Origin of the sequence: Klenkia sesuvii (assembly GCF_037083825.1) — a bacterium.
Lineage (GTDB): Bacteria > Actinomycetota > Actinomycetes > Mycobacteriales > Geodermatophilaceae > Klenkia > Klenkia sesuvii.
On record NZ_JBAPLU010000001.1, the window covers coordinates 164,336 to 181,501 of the forward strand.

The window sequence follows — 17,166 nt, forward strand, 5'->3', positions numbered from 1 at the left end:
CGGGCGGGGTGCTCGGCGTCACTCTCGCATGCCGCATGTGAGCGGCGACACCCTGACTTCCGCTGAGCGACACCCGGTGCCAGCCGGGCTCGCGCACCGTGGTCTGCTGACCGCATGGGGACGCCGCGCGCCCGGGGCGCCGCCCTGCTGGTGATGGTCGCGGTGGTGGTCGTGGCCCTCAACCAGCGGCCGGCCCTGGTCGGCGTGGCACCCGTGCTGGGCGACCTGCGGGCCGACACCGGGCTCTCGAGCGCGCTGGCCGGCCTGCTGACGTCGCTGCCCGTCCTGTGCTTCGGGGCGTTCGCCCCGCTCGCGCCGCGGCTGGCCCGCCGGATGGGCCTGGAGACCGCCGTCGCCGTCTCGTTGGTGCTGCTGGCGGCCGGGACGGCGGTGCGCCTGCTGCACCCGGTGGCCGCGCTGTTCAGCGGCACCCTGGTCGCCGGCGCGGCCATCGCGGTGGCCAACGTGCTCGTGCCGGCCTACGTGAAGCGCGAGTTCATCGACCCCGGGTTGCCGATGGGCGGGTACTCGGCGGCCCTCAACGTCGGCGCGGCGCTGGCAGCGGGCCTCACGCTGCCCCTGGGTGCGGCACTCGGGCTGGACTGGCGAGGCGCGCTGGCGCTGTGGGGCGCGCTCGCGGTGGTGGCCCTCGCCGTGTGGCTGCCCGTCGCCGGCACCGGTCGGCTCGCGCGCGGGGCCGTCGCCGCGCCCGGTGGGTCGTGGGGGCTGCTGCGGCACGCGACCGCCCGCAAGGCCACCGTGTTCCTGGGGATGCAGAGCATCCAGTTCTACGGGTTGTCGGCCTGGCTGCCCACGCTGCTGGCCGACGCCGGGCTGACCCGGGCCCAGGGCGGGGTACAGCTCGCCGTGGTCACGGCGACCGGGGCCGTGGGGGCGTTCCTGGGCCCGACGCTGGCCGGCCGGCTGCAGCAGCGCGGGCACGGGCAGCGGTCGCTGGTGGCCGCGGCGGTGGGCTGCTACCTGGTCGGGCTGGGCGGCCTGCTGCTCGCGCCCACCACGGCCACCACGCTGTGGGTGTCGGTGTTCGGGCTGGCGCAGGGCGGGGGGTTCGCGCTCGGCCTCACCCTGGTGGTGCTGCGCAGCGCGACGCCGCTCACCGCCGCGCGGCTGGGCGGGGTGGCGCAGTGCCTGGGGTACCTGGTGGCGGCGACCGGGCCGGTCCTGCTGGGGGCGCTGCACGACGCGACCGGCGGCTGGTCCTGGTCGGTCGGTCTGCTGGTCGCGCTGCTCGTGCCCATGGTCTGGGCCGGGTGGGGGGCGGCCCGCGACGTCGTCCTGCCCGAGGCGGCGGCGCGGGCCTGAGCCCTACTCCGTCGGGTCGGGCGTCTGGGAGGCGTCGCCGTCCCAGTCCTTGCCGGCGTTCTGCGCGTTCTCCGAGGCGCTGTCGGTCTGCGAGGCCACGGTCTCGACCATCTCGCGGTCGCTGACCCCCTCGCCGGCGGTGTGCGTCTCGGCGCTGTGCTTGCTCATCGTGGGCCCTTCGTCGGTGGACGGTCCTCATCGACGGTCCCCGTCACCGCCACGCGGCAAACCCGCATCAGCCGAGGGCGTCGATCGCCTTGTGGATCCGCTGCTCGCTGACCGGGCGGGGGGTGCCGACCGCCTGCGCGAACAGGCTCACCCGCAGCTCCTCGACCATCCAGCGGATCCGCCCCACCGGGTCGTCCGGGCCACCCACCGCGGGCACCCGGCCGCGCACCTCCAGGTACTCCGCCCACACGGCCTCGACCTGGGCCTGCCACAGCGCGTCACGGGCCGCGTTGGCGGGCAGCTTCTCCAGCCGCACCGCCATCCCCTTCAGGTACCGGACGACGTCGGGCAACCGCTTGCGGCCGGTCGCGGCGACGAACCCGCGGTGCAGCAGCCCGGTCATCTGCGCCCGCAGGTCGGCCACCGCTGCCGCGGGCACCCCCCGCCCCGGCGCCGCGCCGATCGCGATGGCGGTCTCGCGGGCCTGGGTGAGCACGGCCTCCACCCGGCGCACGGTCTCCGCGGTCAGCGTGTGCAGCTGGGTGCGCGACGCCTCCACCAGCGCGTCGAAGGCCTCCTGCGTGCGCGGGGGGCCGCCGTGCTGGGCCACCAGCTCGTCGGCGGCGGCGTCCACGCAGTCGGCGACCAGGTCGGGGATCTCGCCGTCCGGGTTGAACTGCAGGGCCAGCCGGCTGCGGGGCTGCAGCGACTTGACCACCTTGGTGGCGGGCGAGCCGACGGCGAGCAGCAGCAGGCGGCGGGCGCCCAGCCAGGTCAGCCGCGACGCCTCGGCCGCGGTCGGCACCACCCGGACGCCGACCGTGGCGCCCTCGTCGACCAGCGCGGGGTAGGCCGTGACCAGGTGGCCCTGCCGGTCGACCTGCACCGTCTCCGGCAGCGTGCCGAGGGTCCACGACGTCAGGCCGGTGCGCGAGACGTCGGCCGAGGCCTTCGCCAGCGACCGTCGCGACTCCCCCGCCACCTGCGCGCGCAGCGCATCGAGGTCCTTGCCGGTGGCCAGCGGTCTCGCCCGGTCGTCGAGCACCCGGAAGGTGGCCCGCAGGTGGTCGGGCACCGACGACGGCACCCAGGCGTCGGGCGGGATCTGCACCGCGACGGCCCGCCGGACCTCCCGCTCCAGCGCCGGCAGCAGCGGCTCGGTGGGGTCGATGTGCGGCAGCACCTCGCGCACCCGGTCAGGGATCGGCACCAGGCCGCGGCGCAGCTGCTTGGGCAGCCCGCGCAGCAGCGCCGTGACCAGCTCTTCGCGCTGGCCGGGCACCGTCCAGGCCAGCGAGGCGCCCGACGTCTCGGCGGCCACGGTGTCCAGCACGCCCAGCGGGACGTCGACGGTCACGCCGTCGTCCTCGGCGCCGGGGTCGAAGGCGTAGGACAGCGGCAGCACCAGGCCCTGCGTCAGGTGGACCTCGTCGGGGAAGTCGCCGGCGCGCACCTCCTCGGCGACGGCGGCGTCGGTGACCATCTCGGGGGTGAAGTCCAGCAGGTGCGGGTCGCGGCGCCGGGCCTGCTTCCACCAGGTGTCGAAGTGCCGGGTCGAGACGACCTCGGCGCCGATGCGGGCGTCGTAGAGCTCGAACACCGTCTCGTCGTCGACCCGCAGGTCGCGGCGCCGGGCCCGCTCCTCGAGCTCGGCGACCTGGGCCAGCACCGCCTGGTTGTGCGCCCAGAACCGGTGGTTGGTGTGCCACTCGCCCTCGACCAGGGCGTGCCGGATGAACAGCTCGCGGCTGACCACCGGGTCGATCGAGCCGTACTGCACGCGCCGGCCCACCACCAGCGGGATGCCGTAGAGGGTGACCCGCTCGGTGGCGACGACCGAGCCGCGCTTGGCGTCCCACCGCGGCTCGGAGTACTGCCGCTTCACCAGGTGGTCGGCCAGCCGCTCGATGGTCTCGGGGTCGACCCGGGCCACGGTGCGGGCGAACAGCCGACTGGTCTCCACCAGCTCGCCGGCGACCACCCACCGCGGCGGCTTCCTCGTCAGCACCGACCCGGGCGCGATGACGAACTTCGCGCCGCGGGCGCCCAGGTACTCCCGCGAGCCGCGCCGCTTGTCGCCGGGCGAGGCGTCCTTGCCGAGCTCCTGCTGCAGGCCGACCTGGGATAGCAGCCCCGACAGCAGCGCGGCGTGCACACCCCGCTCGTCGGGTTCGGTGGCCAGCGCACCGGTCTGCATCCCGAGCCGGCGGGCCGTGCTGCGGAGCTGGCCGTGCAGGTCCTGCCACTCCCGGATCCGCAGCCAGTGCAGGAACTCGCGCTTGACCGTGCGGCGGAACTGGTTGCCGCTCAGCTCGGCCTGGCGCTCGCCCAGGTAGCGCCAGAGGTTGAGGATCGAGGTGAAGTCGGAGTCCTCGGCGGCGAACCGGGCGTGCAGCTGGTCGGCGGCGGCCTGCGCGTCGGCGGGGCGCTCGCGCACGTCCTGCACGGTCAGCCCGGCGGCGATGACCAGCACCTCCTCCAGCACCCCACGCCGGTCGGCCTCCACCACCATGCGGGCCAGCCGGGGGTCCAGGGGCAGCGCGGCCAGCGCCCGCCCGACCTCGGTCAACCGGCCCTCGGCCAGTGCGCCCAGCTCGTCGAGCAGGGCGTACCCGTCGGCGACCGCGCGCCGGTCGGGCGGGTCGAGGAACGGGAAGTCCTCCACCGCACCCAGCCCCAGCGACGCCATCTGCAGCAGCACCGACGCCAGCGACGTCCGCAGGATCTCGGGGTCGGTGAACTCCGGGCGGCTCTCGAAGTCCTCCTCGCTGTAGAGCCGGATCGCGATGCCGTCCGACGTCCGGCCGCAGCGGCCCGAGCGCTGCCGGGCCGAGGCCTGGCTGATGTCCTCGATGGGCAGCCGCTGCACCTTGGTGCGCGCGCTGTACCGGCTGATCCGCGCGGTGCCGGGGTCGACGACGTAGCGGATGCCGGGCACCGTCAGCGACGTCTCGGCCACGTTGGTGGCCAGCACGATGCGGCGGCCGGTGTGCGGTTGGAAGACCTTGTGCTGGTCGGCCGCCGACAGGCGCGAGTAGAGCGGCAGCACCTCCGCCTGCAGGGCGGCGTCACCGAGCGCGTCGGCGGTGTCGCGGATGTCCCGCTCGCCGGCCAGGAACACCAGGACGTCGCCCGGCCCCTCGGCCACCAGCTCGCGGCAGGCGTCCACGATCGCCGTCACCTGGTCGCGGTCGGGGTCGGCGTCCGGGTCGTCGGGGTCCACGACCGGCCGGTAGCGCACCTCGACCGGGTAGGTGCGGCCGCTGACCTCCACCACCGGCGCGTCTCCGAAGTGCTTGGCGATCCGGTCGACGTCGATGGTCGCCGAGGTGATGACGACCTTGAGGTCGGGACGGCGGGGCAGCAGCTGGGCCAGGTAGCCGAGCAGGAAGTCGATGTTCAGCGACCGCTCGTGCGCCTCGTCGACCACGATCGTGTCGTACTGGCGCAGCAGCCGGTCGCGCTGCACCTCGGCCAGCAGCACGCCGTCGGTCATCAGCTTGACCAGGCTGGTGTCGCTGACCTGGTCGGTGAAGCGCACCTTGTAGCCGACCACCTCGCCCAGCGGCGAGCCCAGCTCCTCGGCGATGCGCTCGGCGACCGTGCGGGCGGCGATGCGGCGGGGCTGGGTGTGCCCGATGCGGCCGCGCACGCCCCGGCCGAGCTCGAGCAGGATCTTGGGCAGCTGGGTGGTCTTGCCCGAGCCGGTCTCGCCGGCCACCACGACGACCTGGTGGTCGCGGATCGCCGCGGCGATGTCGTCGCGCCGTCCGCTGACCGGCAGCTGCTCGGGGTAGGACACCGTGGGGACGGCGGCGGCACGGGCGGCGATGCGCGCCTCGGCGCGGACGACGTCGGCGGCGACCTGCTCGAGCTTCCGGGCCCGCGCAGCCGGGTCGCGGACGCCGCGCAGCTGGTCCAGCCGCCGGCGGAGGCGGTGCTCGTCGTCGAGGGTCAGCGCGGGCAGGCGGGACCGCAGGTCGTCGGTCTCGGCGCTCACACGCTCCAGTTTCCCACCCCTGCGCCACCCGGTTGGCGGTGCAGCGGGCAACCAGTTGCCCACATCACATCAACATGCACGCTGCAACTGATTGCATGTACCTCGCAACGAGTTGTACGGTTCAACCGTTCCGCCACCGCGGGACCGGACCACCCCTCCCCCGGAGCACGCATGACCGACTCCCTCCTCGCGCCGTGCGCGGCGCCCCCCTCGGCACCGTCGGGCCGGCGGGGCGACGTCCACGCCGTCTCCGACCAGCTCTCCCGCCTCATGCGCGTGGTGCACGCCCTCAAGGCCGCCGTGACGGCCGGGGGCGACTCGCGCGAGCGGGCAGCGCACGTCCTCCTCTTCCCGCTGGTCCGGCTCGGCCCGCAGCGGCAGAGCGCCCTGGCCGAGATGGTGCACGCCGACCCGTCCACCGTCAGCCGGCACGTCACTGTGCTCGTCGACGCCGGCCTGGTGCAGCGCGTGGCCGACGCCCACGACGGCCGCGCCAGCCAGCTCGTGGTCACCCCCGCCGGCGAGGAGGTCGTCGCCGCCATGGTCCGCGAGCGCGAGGCCCTGTTCGAGACCGTCACCGCCGACTGGTCCGACGCCGACCTCACCGCCTTCGGCGACCTCCTCGAGCGCTTCGTCGGCGACCTCACCGACGCGCTCCCCACCCTCACCGCCGCCCCGTCCCGCCCCACCCCCGAGAAGGACCGATGACGCAGACCACCGACCGCGACACCGCGGCCGCCACCAAGCGCGCCACCGCCGCGGCACCGTCCGAGGACGGCACCTTCACCCACCGCCAGATCATCACCATCCTGGTCGGCCTGCTGCTGGGCATGTTCCTGGCCGCCCTCGACCAGACCGTGGTCTCCACCGCCATCCGCACCATCGCCGACGACCTGCAGGGCTACGACCTGCAGGCGTGGGCCACCACGGCGTTCCTCATCACCTCGACGATCGCCACCCCGCTGTACGGGAAGCTGTCCGACATCTACGGGCGCCGTCCGTTCTTCCTCTTCGCCATCGCGGTCTTCGTGGTCGGCTCGGCGCTGTGCGGCATCTCCACCTCGATGTACGAGCTGGCCGCCTGGCGTGCCGTGCAGGGCATCGGCGCCGGTGGCCTGATGTCGCTGGCGCTGGCGATCATCGCCGACATCGTGCCGCCGCGGGAGCGCTCCAAGTACCAGGGCTACTTCATGGCCGTCTTCGGCACCTCGTCGGTGCTCGGCCCGGTCATCGGCGGCGCCCTCGCCGGCCAGGACTCGATCCTGGGCCTGGCGGGCTGGCGCTGGATCTTCTGGGTCAACGTGCCGCTGGGCATCCTGGCCCTGGCCGTCGTCTTCAAGAACCTGCACCTGCCCCACCAGCGGCAGAGCCGGCGCATCGACTACCCCGGCGCCCTCACGCTGATCGCCTTCCTGGTGCCGCTGCTGATCGTCGCCGAGCAGGGCCGCACCTGGGGCTGGGCATCCACCAGCGCGATCGTCTGCTACGTCATCGGCGCGGTGGGCTTCGTCGCGTTCGTGCTGGCCGAGCGGGCCTACCGCGACGACGCGCTGTTGCCGCTGCGCATGTTCGGCAACCGCACCTTCTCGGTCAGCGCGATCAGCTCGGTCGTGGTCGGCATGGGCATGTTCGGCGGCCTGCTGCTGCTCCCGCAGTACCTGCAGATCGTGCACGGCTCCTCGGCCACCGAGGCCGGCCTGCAGATGATCCCGCTGGTGCTGGGGATCATGACCGGCGCGATGAGCTCGGGCATCGCGATCGGCAAGAGCGGCAAGTACAAGAAGTTCCCGCTCATCGGCCTCGTGCTGATGATCGGTGCGCTGATCTCGCTGTCCTTCGTCGTCGGCGCCGACACGAACTACTGGATCATGGTGCCGTTCATGGTCGCCATGGGCGTCGGGCTGGGCTTCAACTTCCAGCCCATCATCCTGGCGGTGCAGAACGCCGTCAGCCCCCGCGAGATCGGCGTGGCCACCTCCTCGGTGACCTTCTTCCGCCAGATGGGCGGCACGCTGGGCACCGCGATCTTCCTGTCGGTGCTGTTCAGCTCCCTGCCCACCAACATCGGCAACGCCTACGCCGACGCGCAGTCCTCCGCTGCGTTCCAGCAGGCCGCGCAGGCCAACCCCGAGCAGCTCCAGCAGCTGCAGGGCGCCGGCACCGACCTGTCGGACACCTCGTTCATCCAGCGGATCGACCCCGCCCTCGCACTGCCGTTCAAGGACGGGTTCGCCACGTCGATCGACTTCGTGTTCCTGCTCGCCGCGGCCGCCCTGGTCGTCGGGTTCGTCGTGCTGTTCTGGCTGCCGCAGGTCGCCCTGCGCAACCAGTCCGGCGTCCAGGCCCGGCAGTCCGGTGCCGCGCAGGGTGCGCCCACCGCGGACGCCCCCGCCGAGCAGCCGGCAGCGGTGGCCGCGAACGCGGTCGGGGCCGCGGCACCGACCTCCAGCGCGGCGACCAGCACGAGCGACACCGGCCGCCACGCCCGCGTCGCGGACCAGCCGCTCGGCAAGCACGAGGACGTCGGTGCCGACCACGGCAAGCACGAGGGGGACGACGACACCCCCACCGGGCTGGCCAGCATCCCCGCCGACCACCTCCCGGCCGGGCGCCCGAAGGACTGACGGCCACCGCACCACCGCACCGCGCACCACCGCACCGCCCCTGCAGCGACGCCCGCTGCGGGGGCGGTCGCGTTCGGGCAGGGTGCACGCATGGGTGAGGCGCTGTTCCCCGGCTTCGACGTGCTCGACCTCGACGTGGCGCACCCGCAGGGCGGCACGCGGGTGCACGCGGTCGTCGGCGGCGAGGGTCCGCCCCTGGTCCTGCTGCACGGGTACCCGCAGACGCACGCGCTGTGGGCCGGGATCGCCCCCGACCTGGCTCGCGAGCACACCCTGGTGGTCCCCGACCTGCGCGGCTACGGCGACTCCGGCAAGCCCGCAGACGCGCCGGACCACGCCCCGCACTCCTTCCGCGCGATGGCCGCCGACGTCGCCGCCCTGATGACCCACCTCGGGCACGAGAGCTACGCCGTCGTCGGCCACGACCGCGGCGCCCGGGTCACCCACCGGCTGGCCCTCGACCACGCCGAGCGGGTCACCCGCGCCGCCGTCCTCGACGTCTTGCCGACCGCGCACGTCTACGCGCACGTCGACCGCCGGCTGGCCACCGCCTACTACCACTGGTTCTTCTACCTGCAGCCCGCGCCGGTGCCCGAGGACCTGATCGCCGGCGACCCGATCGGCTACGTGCACACGCTGCTCGGCGGCTGGGGCGGCCCGCTCGATGCGCACTCCCCCGCCCAGCTGGCCGAGTACGAGCGCTGCTTCGCCGACCCGGCCGCCCGGCACGCGATGCTCGAGGACTACCGCGCCGCCGCCTCGATCGACCTCGAGCACGACGCGGCCGACGCCGCCGCGGGCCGCCGGGTCGGCTGCCCGCTGCTGGTGCTGTGGGGTGCGCACGGCGTCGTGGGCACCGGCCCGGACGACGTCCTGGCGGTCTGGCGGGAGCGTGCGGACGACGACGCGCTGGTCACCGGCCAGGCGGTGGACGCCGGCCACTTCCTGGTCGACGAGGCCCCGGGCGAGACGGTGGCCGCCCTCCGAGGCTTCCTCGTCTGACCACGGCCCCGGACCGCAGGGATGTCGGAGGGTCGGCCTAGCCTCGGGGCCAGACACCGTCGTCGAGAGGTCCCCATGCGCGCGTCCCTGGTCCTGTCCCGTCGCGACCTCGACTTCCTGCTGCACGAGTGGTTGCAGGTCGAGCAGTTGACCAAGCGCGACCGGTTCGCCGCGCACGACCGCGACACCTTCGACGCGGTGGTGGACCTGGCCGCCGAGATCGCCGTCGAGCACTTCGCGCCGCACAACCGCACCGCTGACGAGCACGAGCCGCACGTCGTCGACGGCAAGGTCGTGCTGGTGCCCGAGGTCGCCGCTGCCCTCAAGGTGTTCGGCGAGGCCGGTCTGGCGGCCGGCACGCTGCCCGAGGAGCTGGGCGGCCTGCAGCTGCCGCAGGTGGTCAGCAAGGCCGCCACCATCTGGTTCCAGGCCGCCAACGTCGGCAGCTCGGCCTACCCGTTCCTCACCATGGCCAACGCCCACCTGCTGCTGGCGCACGGCAGCCAGGAGCAGGTCGACACCTACGTGCGGCCCATGGCCGAGGGCCGCTGGTTCGGCACCATGGCACTGAGCGAGCCGCAGGCCGGGTCGTCGCTGGCCGACATCACCACCCGGGCCGAGCGGTGCGCGGACGGCTCGTTCCGGCTCACCGGCACCAAGATGTGGATCTCCGGTGGCGACCACGAGCTGAGCGAGAACATCGTCCACCTGGTGCTGGCCAAGGTCCCCGGCGGTCCGGCGGGCGTGAAGGGCATCTCGCTGTTCGTCGTCCCCAAGTTCCTCCCCGAGGGCGACGGCGTCGGCGAGCGGAACGACGTGGTGCTGGCCGGGCTCAACCACAAGATGGGCTACCGCGGGACGACCAACACCCTGCTCAACTTCGGCGAGGGCGTGCACACCCCGGGCGGGCGCCCGGGCGCCGTCGGTTGGCTGGTCGGCGAGGAGAACCGCGGGCTGGCCGCGATGTTCCACATGATGAACGAGGCCCGGGTCGGCGTGGGGCTGGGCGCCACCGCCCTGGGCTACACCGGCTACCTGCACGCCCTCGACTACGCCAGGACCCGCACGCAGGGGCGCCCGCCGGCCGGCAAGGACCCGAGTGCACCGCCCGTGCCGATCGTCGAGCACAGCGACGTGAAGCGGATGCTGCTGGCTGCCAAGAGCTACGTCGAGGGCGGGCTGGCCCTCGGTCTGTACTGCGCGAAACTGGTCGACGAGGAGCAGACCGCGGAGACGCCCGAGGAGCGGGCCGCCGCGCACACGCTGCTCGAGGTGCTCACCCCGGTCGCGAAGAGCTGGCCCTCGCAGTGGGGTCTGGCAGCCAACGACCTGGCGATCCAGGTGCACGGCGGCTACGGCTACACACGCGACTTCCCGGTCGAGCAGTTCTACCGGGACAACCGGCTCAACCCAATCCACGAGGGCACCGTGGGCATCCAGGGTCTGGACCTGCTGGGCCGCAAGGTGGTGGCCGACGGCGGTGCCGGCCTGCGGCTGCTGGCGCGCACGATCGGGGCGACGACGGCCCGGGCAGCGGGCACCGAGTGGGCGTCCTTCGCCGCCGAGCTCGACGCCGTGGTGGCCCGGGTGGGTGAGGTCACGGCCGCGCTCTGGGGGGCCGGCGACCCGGACGTGACCCTGGCCAACGCGACGGTCTACCTGGAGGCGGTGGGCCACGTCGTCGTCGCGTGGTTGTGGCTGGAGCAGGTGCTGGCCGTCGGCGGAGCCGACGGCGACTTCTACGCCGGGAAGCGGGCCGCGGCCCGGTACTTCCAGCGCTACGAGCTGCCGCGGGTGGGTCCGCAGCTGGACCTGCTGGCCTCGCTGGACCGGACGACGCTGGACGCCGACCCGGCCTGGCTGTGATCGACGGCGCGGGGTGCCGCCGGGTGGGTCAGAGCGTGGCGGGGGCGGCCTCGGGTGCCGCGTGCCGGGCACGGGGGGCGGCGGCGCTGCGCTTCTCGGCCTCGTAGCGCGAGGTGGACTGGGTCCCCATCGCGATCACGAGCCCGGTCAGCACCAGGAAACCCACCAGGGTCACGAGCGGCCACAACACCATCGGAAGTCGGTCTCCCCATCCTCTCGGGCAGCCACCGGGGTGCCGGCGGCCCGTCGTCCGTGACGGAAGCTGCCCCCAATGTCGGCAGCTCAACCCCACTCCCGCACAGAAGCCGGGTGAACATCGCGTAACGGTGCTCACACTTCCGGACGGCGTGGTCTCATTCGGGGGTCAGGCTACCGACGAACCGAGGAGGCCCCGTGCGCACCCGCACCCCTGCGGCCGGGCTGCTGGTGCTCACCCTGGCGCTGTCGGTGACCACGCTGTCGCTGTTGCAGTCGCTGGTCGTGCCCATGCTGCCGGTGATCGCCGAGCAGCTGGAGGTCGGCGCCGGCGCGGCCGGCTGGGTGCTGACCGCCAACCTGCTGGCGGCCGCCGTGCTGACGCCGGTGATCGGGCGCCTGGGGGACACCGTGGGTGAGCGCCGCGTGGTGCTCGGGGTCCTGGTCGTCATCAGCGCCGGCACCGTGCTGGCGGTGCTGACCACGTCGCTGCCGTTGCTGCTCGTGGCCCGCGTGCTGCAGGGCGCCTCCTACGGGCTGTTCCCGCTGTCGATCTCCATCCTGCGCCGCGAGCTGCCCGCCGAGCGGCTGACCGTGGCCATGTCGGTCGTCTCGAGCACGCTGGCGGTGGGCGGGGTGATCGGGTTGGTGGTCACCGGGCTGCTCACCCGCGACGGCGGCAACTACCACCGCCCCTTCTGGCTGGGGCTGGGCATCGCCCTCGTCGCCCTGGCGCTGGCCGCCTGGACGCTGCCCGACCGGCCGGCCAACGCCGCCGGCGGGGTCGACTGGTGGGGAGCCGTCGTGCTCGGCGCCGGGCTCGTGCTGCTCCTGCTGCCGCTCTCGCAGGGCCACACGTGGGGCTGGGCATCCCCGGCCACGATCGGCTGCCTCGTCGGTGCGGTGGTCGTGCTGGCCGGCTGGGTGCTGCTGCAGCGTCGGCGCACCCACCCGCTCGTGCGGCCCCAGCTGCTGGCCGACCGCCGCATGCTGGTGCCCAACGTGGCCGGGCTGATGACCGGGTTCGGGTTGTTCGCCTCGTTCCTGGCCGTCACCCAGTTCGTGCAGGTGCCGGCGGCCGCCGGCTACGGGTTCGGTGCGTCGACCCTGGAGGCGGCCGTCGTCTACCTGCTCCCCGGCGGCGTCGCGGGCATCGTCCTGGCCCCGTTCGCCGGTCAGGTCGTGGCCCGCATCGGCGGGGAGACCACCCTGCTGATCGGCGCCGCGTCCGGGCTGCTCGGGTTCGGCCTGTTCGCCCTGGCCCGGTCGGTGCCCTGGGTCGTGGTGCTGGTCGGGCTGCTCACCCAGCTGGCGGTCACGGTGGCCTTCGCCGCGCTGCCGGCCCTCGTCGTGCAGGCCGTGGAGCCCGCCGAGACCGGGGTCGCCAACGGGGTCAACTCGATCACCCGCTCGGTGGGCAGCGCCCTGGCCAGCGCGCTCATCATCACCGTCGTCGCCGGGTCGGCCGACGCCACCGGGCTCCCCAGCAGCGGGTCGTTCACCGTCGTCGCCGTCCTGGGCGGGGGCAGCGCGCTGGTCACGGCGGCCGCTGCCCTCTGGGGACGCCGCGGGGCCCGGCAGCGCACCGACGAGCTGGCCGACGTCGAGCGGGCGACCGCGTGCGCCGGGGAGTGGTCCCCGGTCAGCGGCATCCGCTGATCAGCTCGCGGACGGGCAGCGCGGCGCCAGGTTCCACCTGGGTGCGCGCCCACACGGGTCACCCAGGGGCAGAAGGCGTCAGGAGGCGCAGCTCCACCCCGGTGCGCCTGCAGGCGGGTGACCCGGCAACGGGACCCGCACAGGAGCGCACCTTCCCCTCGGTGCGCCCGCCCGCTGGTGCGCCCCCCTCGGTGCGCCCGCCTGCTGGTGCGCCGGCCCGCTGGCGCGCCGGCCCGCTGGTGCGCCGGCCCGCTGGTACGCGGGGCCGCTGCTCAGTCCCGGTCGGCGGACCGGCGCATCGACCACATCTGCGCCGGCCGCTCGAACTGGGTCGCGATCTCCCACGACACGTGCGGGGGGCCGGTCTCCTTGCGGAAGTTGGCCACCGCCACCCGGGCCAGCTCGGGGTCGGCGGCCACCCGGGCAGCCAGTTCGCGGGCGCGGGGTTCGACGTCGTCGGCGGGCAGCGCTGCCCACGCCAGGCCCAGCTCGGCGGCCCGGGCACCGCTGACCTCCTCGCCGAACAGCGCCATCGCCGCCGCGGCCTCCCGGCCGACGAGCCGGGACAGGATCACGAAGTGCCCGCCGCCGGGGTGCAGCCCGCGCTTGAGGAAGCCGCAGATCAGCCGGGCGTCCTCGGCGACGACCCGCAGGTCGGCGGCCAGCAGCATGTTCATCCCCGCACCCACGGCCGAGCCGCGGACGGCGGCGACGGTGGGCACCCTCAGCTGACCCAGGCGGTAGAACGAGTCGTAGATGGCGCCCATGCCGTCCCAGGCGGGGCCGGCGGCCGGGTCCTGGCCGGCGTCCAGCAGGGTCTGCACGTCCCCGCCCGCGCAGAAGCTCCTGCCCACGGCGGTGAGCACGAGCGCGCCGACGTCGGGGCGGGCGTCGACCTCGTCGAGCACCGCGATGAACTCCGCGGCCATCGCCGGGGTGAGGGCGTTGCGCCGGTCGGGGGCGTTCAGGGTGACGACGGCGACGCCGCCGTCCACCTCGAGCAGGACTTCGTCGTCAGCCATGCCGGAGATCAGACCACGGGCCGGCCGTCACCGGCGTGCCGGCCGGATCCGGCGGGGTCCTCGGCGCTCGGCGGGACGGCGACCCGCACCACCGGACGTGGCGTACATCACGTCTTGACGGTGCGACGTGGTTCCATGCCCGCACAGGGCGTGCGGGGAGGGAGACGGGTGAGCCAGGACAGCGACGCGGCCGGCGTCCCGGCGTCGCAGACCCTCGACCGTGGCATCCGGGTGCTCGAGCACCTCGCGGCGGCCCGGGAGCCGCAGTCGATCGCCACCGTGGCGGCGGCCGTCGGCGTGCACCGGTCAATCGCCTACCGCCTCCTCCGCACCCTCGAGGCGCACCGGCTGGTGGAGCGCGACGAGGCCGGCAGCTACGGCGTCGGGCTGGCGGTGGTTGGGCTGTCCCGGTCGGTGCGCCGCACGCTGCAGGCCGCCGCCACCCCGGAGCTGGCCGTGCTGGTGCAGCAGCTGGGCATGACCGCCTTCCTCGTCGTCCGCGACGGCGACGAGGCGGTCACGGTGAACGCCGTCGAGCCGCGGGACTCCCCCGCGCACGTCGCCTTCCGGCCCGGGAACCGGCACCCCGTCCACCTCGGCGCCACCGGGCTGGCCCTGCTCATGCCCGAGCCGCCCGACCCGGCCGACCGCGAGGTGCTCACCGCTGCGCGAGCGCGGGGGTGGGTGTCCTCTCTCGGCGAGGTCATCCCCGGGATGCGCGCGGTGGCCGCGCCGGTGCGACGTCCCGACGGGTCGGCCGCGGGCGCGCTGGCGGTGATCTTCGTGGACCAGGCGGTGGACGACGCCGCGGTCGGGGCGGTGCTGGTGACCGCCGCCGACCGGGTGTCGGCCGTGCTCGGGTGACCGGTCGCCTGGTTACCGTGCAGCCATGACCGAACCCGCCCCCGACGAGACGCCGGAACCCGTGAAGACGCCGGTCTGGTGGACGGCGGTGCCCGTGCTGGTGGGCGCCTACGCGGTGTACGGCCTGGCCCGCGGCGACACCGGCTCGATCTGGCCGTGGGGGGACATCGTCATCCTGGTCGTCGCGCTGGCGCTGCTGGCCGTCGTCCTCGCGCCCCGGCTGCGGCAGCGCCGCTGACCGGGTCGGGGAAGGACCGGTCCCCGAACAGCACGGCCCGGGCCGCGGCCCGGCCCGGCGGGGTGCCCAGCAGCGGGAAGGCGGCCTCGACCAGCCGCGGCGACCGGACGGCGGCCAGCCCCCGCCGCAGGGCCAGCCGGCCGCGGAACCTGGTGCGCAGCTCCGCCCCGTCGTAGCGGGCCAGCACCTCCGGCCGGCCCGAGCGCAGCGCCTCGTGCAGCACGTCGGCGGCCTGCGCGGCCTGCCGCAGGCACGGGTCGAGCCCACCGGCGGTCAGCGGGGAGACCGCCCCCGACGCGTCGCCGACCAGCAACCCCTCGGCGCTGCTGATGCGGCGCAGCAGGCCGCCGACCGGGATGGGACCGCCGCGCAGCTCGGCGTCCTCGGGCACCGGCCCCGGCAGGCCCGGCGCCCGCTCGGCGAACCGGCGCAGGGCGGCGCGGAGGCCATCGGGGTACCGGTCGGGCAGGCCGGCGGTGCCCACGTGCACGTGCCGGCCGTCGTCGACCACCCAGGCCAGGTAGCCCGGGGCCAGCACGGGGTCGAGCACGCAGTGGAAGGCCGGCGGCCGGTCGTGCGCGGGGACGGCGAACACGGCCTCGGCGCCGGTGAGCAGCAGGCGGTTGCGGTCCAGCCCCAGCTCGGTGGCCACCCGCGACCGGGCGCCGTCGGCACCGACCAGGAAGCGGGCCCGCACCCGGCGTTCCCCGTCGGGCCCGGCCAGCCGCCAGCCGTCGCCGTCCCGGCCGAGGAAGCGGGTGCCCAGCGCGATGCGCGCGCCGGCCTCGACCGCGTCGGCGGCCGCGGACAGGTACAGCCCACCCATGTCGCCCACGCGGTACTCCTCGCGCGGGCTGTCGAGGGTGACCGGACGACGTCCGGAGGGCGGGTACAGCACGACGCGGTGGATGGCAGGGCCGAGGTGCTGCGGCGGCAGCGGGAAGTCCCGCAGGGTCTTGGCCACGAAGATCCCGGTGGTGCGCACGGCGACGTCGAGCCGGCGGCGGCGCTCGACCAGCTCGACCTCGTGGCCGCGGCGGGCCAGGTCGGTGGCCAGGTGCAGCCCGGCCAGCCCCGCGCCGACCACCAGGACGTCGGTCACCGGAGCACCTCGGCGTCGTCGGTGGCGTCTTCGGGGACCCACTGCAGCAGGTCGCCGGGCTGGCACTCCAGCACCTGGCAGATGGCCTCCAGCGTGCTGAACCGCACGGCCTTGGCCCGGCCGTTCTTCAGGACGGCGACGTTGGCCGGGGTCAGGCCGACCTTCTCGGCGAACTCGCCGACGGCCATGCGGCGCTCGGCGAGCAGCACGTCGATGCGGACGACGATCGGCATCAGATGACCTGCTCGAGGTCGGCGCGGAGCTCGGTGGCCTGGCGCAGCAGCGAGCGCAGCACCAGCACGACCAGCTCGACGACGACGATGCCGAGCCCGACGACGAACAGCAGCAGCGGCAGGCCGGGGTCGGTGGCGTTGACCCCGACCAGCACGAACCCGACGGCGAACACCGCGCCCCCGCCGGCGGTCGCCCGCACGACGAGGTCGACCCAGCGGAGCGCCCTGGTGGTGAAGATCCGGTCGCGCTCGACCATGCCGAGCAACTTCCAGGTGGCGACCAGCACGACCTCGAAGCCGAGCAGGGTGCCGAAGGCCACCGCGGTCAGCGGCCAGCGCAGCCAGGCCAGGTCGGCGTCCACCCGCGCCATGTACGCGAACTGGCCCGGGAAGGAGAAGAACTGCAGGACCAGCACGACGCCGAAGAGGGCGACCAGGAAGATCCGGAGGAGGGGGACGACCCCCACGCGACGTGGCATGCATCGAGAATCGATGGATACCTATCGAATGTCAATAGCACGCCGCGGACCATCCATGATCACCTCGGGTCAGCTGCTGCCTCGCCAGCCACGACGCAGCACTGGACCCGGGGTGATCACCCCCACCCGCTGCTGCCCGGCGATCCCCGGTAGGCGTCGGGGTTCCCGGTGCCGTTGGTCCCCTGAGTGCCTGCAGCGCCGCCGGCCCCGGGCCCGACCTGCGGGCCCGGGGTCGCGCGACGACTACTTCTTCGCGCCCTTGGAGGCCTTGGTCGACTTCTTCAGCTTCTTCTTGGCCTTGGAGAGCTTGCGCTCCAGGTTCTTCACGAGCTTGCGGTCGTCCTTGACGGTGGTCTTGGCCATGTCGGTCCCTCCCGGGGTCGGTTCGTCG

At 74.4% G+C, this 17,166-nt stretch carries 15 protein-coding genes; 8 read left to right on the forward strand and 7 right to left on the reverse strand.

Annotated features, from left to right (window positions below):
- Positions 1-114: 114 nt before the first annotated feature.
- Complete coding sequence (locus TEK04_RS00835) at positions 115-1,323, forward strand: MFS transporter (RefSeq protein ID WP_336402391.1); 1,209 nt, start codon at positions 115-117, stop codon at positions 1,321-1,323.
- A 3-nt stretch (positions 1,324-1,326) separates the two neighbouring features.
- On the opposite strand, the gene TEK04_RS00840 is transcribed toward TEK04_RS00835, so the two are convergent.
- Entirely contained in the window at positions 1,327-1,491 is a 165-nt protein-coding gene (locus tag TEK04_RS00840; RefSeq protein ID WP_336402392.1) for a hypothetical protein, read from the reverse strand.
- Positions 1,492-1,558: 67 nt separating this feature from the next.
- Positions 1,559-5,491, reverse strand: a complete 3,933-nt coding sequence (gene hrpA, locus TEK04_RS00845; RefSeq protein WP_336402393.1) for an ATP-dependent RNA helicase HrpA — start codon at positions 5,489-5,491, stop codon at positions 1,559-1,561.
- 171 nt (positions 5,492-5,662) lie between these two features.
- Here hrpA and TEK04_RS00850 point away from each other — a divergent pair, with 171 nt between their 5' ends.
- The 4 genes from TEK04_RS00850 (at position 5,663) to TEK04_RS00865 (ending at position 10,983) form a co-directional block, all read left to right on the forward strand.
- Positions 5,663-6,199, forward strand: coding sequence for a MarR family winged helix-turn-helix transcriptional regulator (locus TEK04_RS00850; protein WP_336402394.1), 537 nt, complete (start codon positions 5,663-5,665; stop codon positions 6,197-6,199).
- Positions 6,196-8,115, forward strand: a complete 1,920-nt coding sequence (locus TEK04_RS00855; RefSeq protein ID WP_336402395.1) for an MDR family MFS transporter — start codon at positions 6,196-6,198, stop codon at positions 8,113-8,115. The genes TEK04_RS00850 and TEK04_RS00855 overlap by 4 nt, the downstream gene beginning before the upstream one ends.
- Positions 8,116-8,205: 90 nt before the next feature.
- Positions 8,206-9,117, forward strand: coding sequence for an alpha/beta fold hydrolase (locus tag TEK04_RS00860; RefSeq protein WP_336402396.1), 912 nt, complete (start codon positions 8,206-8,208; stop codon positions 9,115-9,117).
- Between the two features lie 75 nt (positions 9,118-9,192).
- Positions 9,193-10,983, forward strand: a complete 1,791-nt coding sequence (locus TEK04_RS00865) for an acyl-CoA dehydrogenase (RefSeq protein WP_336402397.1) — start codon at positions 9,193-9,195, stop codon at positions 10,981-10,983.
- Positions 10,984-11,011: 28 nt separating this feature from the next.
- Here TEK04_RS00865 and TEK04_RS00870 read toward each other — a convergent pair whose 3' ends face one another.
- On the reverse strand, positions 11,012-11,176 hold the full coding sequence (locus tag TEK04_RS00870) for a hypothetical protein (protein WP_336402398.1): 165 nt from the start codon (positions 11,174-11,176) through the stop codon (positions 11,012-11,014).
- A 200-nt stretch (positions 11,177-11,376) separates the two neighbouring features.
- Here TEK04_RS00870 and TEK04_RS00875 point away from each other — a divergent pair, with 200 nt between their 5' ends.
- A complete protein-coding gene (locus tag TEK04_RS00875) occupies positions 11,377-12,837 on the forward strand; it encodes an MFS transporter (RefSeq protein WP_336402399.1) in 1,461 nt (486 codons plus the stop codon).
- A gap of 272 nt (positions 12,838-13,109) precedes the next feature.
- Here TEK04_RS00875 and TEK04_RS00880 read toward each other — a convergent pair whose 3' ends face one another.
- Positions 13,110-13,859, reverse strand: coding sequence for an enoyl-CoA hydratase/isomerase family protein (locus tag TEK04_RS00880; protein WP_336402400.1), 750 nt, complete (start codon positions 13,857-13,859; stop codon positions 13,110-13,112).
- 168 nt (positions 13,860-14,027) lie between these two features.
- Between TEK04_RS00880 and TEK04_RS00885 the strand changes: the two genes are divergently transcribed.
- Both TEK04_RS00885 and TEK04_RS00890 read left to right on the forward strand, forming a co-directional pair.
- Positions 14,028-14,723, forward strand: a complete 696-nt coding sequence (locus TEK04_RS00885; protein WP_336402402.1) for an IclR family transcriptional regulator — start codon at positions 14,028-14,030, stop codon at positions 14,721-14,723.
- Positions 14,724-14,748: 25 nt separating this feature from the next.
- The gene (locus tag TEK04_RS00890; RefSeq protein WP_336402403.1) at positions 14,749-14,961 is read left to right on the forward strand and encodes a hypothetical protein; all 213 of its coding nucleotides are present in this window, start codon (positions 14,749-14,751) and stop codon (positions 14,959-14,961) included.
- Here the strand turns inward: TEK04_RS00890 and TEK04_RS00895 are convergent.
- From TEK04_RS00895 to TEK04_RS00905, 3 genes are read right to left on the reverse strand one after another with little or no spacing between them, the layout of a single operon-like run.
- The gene (locus tag TEK04_RS00895) at positions 14,894-16,063 is read right to left on the reverse strand and encodes an NAD(P)/FAD-dependent oxidoreductase (RefSeq protein ID WP_336402404.1); all 1,170 of its coding nucleotides are present in this window, start codon (positions 16,061-16,063) and stop codon (positions 14,894-14,896) included. The two genes, TEK04_RS00890 and TEK04_RS00895, sit on opposite strands and share 68 nt — an antisense overlap.
- Positions 16,060-16,296, reverse strand: a complete 237-nt coding sequence (locus TEK04_RS00900; protein ID WP_336402405.1) for a helix-turn-helix domain-containing protein — start codon at positions 16,294-16,296, stop codon at positions 16,060-16,062. Before TEK04_RS00900 ends, TEK04_RS00895 begins: the two co-directional genes overlap by 4 nt.
- The gene (locus TEK04_RS00905; RefSeq protein WP_336402407.1) at positions 16,296-16,775 is read right to left on the reverse strand and encodes a DUF2975 domain-containing protein; all 480 of its coding nucleotides are present in this window, start codon (positions 16,773-16,775) and stop codon (positions 16,296-16,298) included. The genes TEK04_RS00900 and TEK04_RS00905 overlap by 1 nt, the downstream gene beginning before the upstream one ends.
- Positions 16,776-17,166 lie beyond the last annotated feature (391 nt).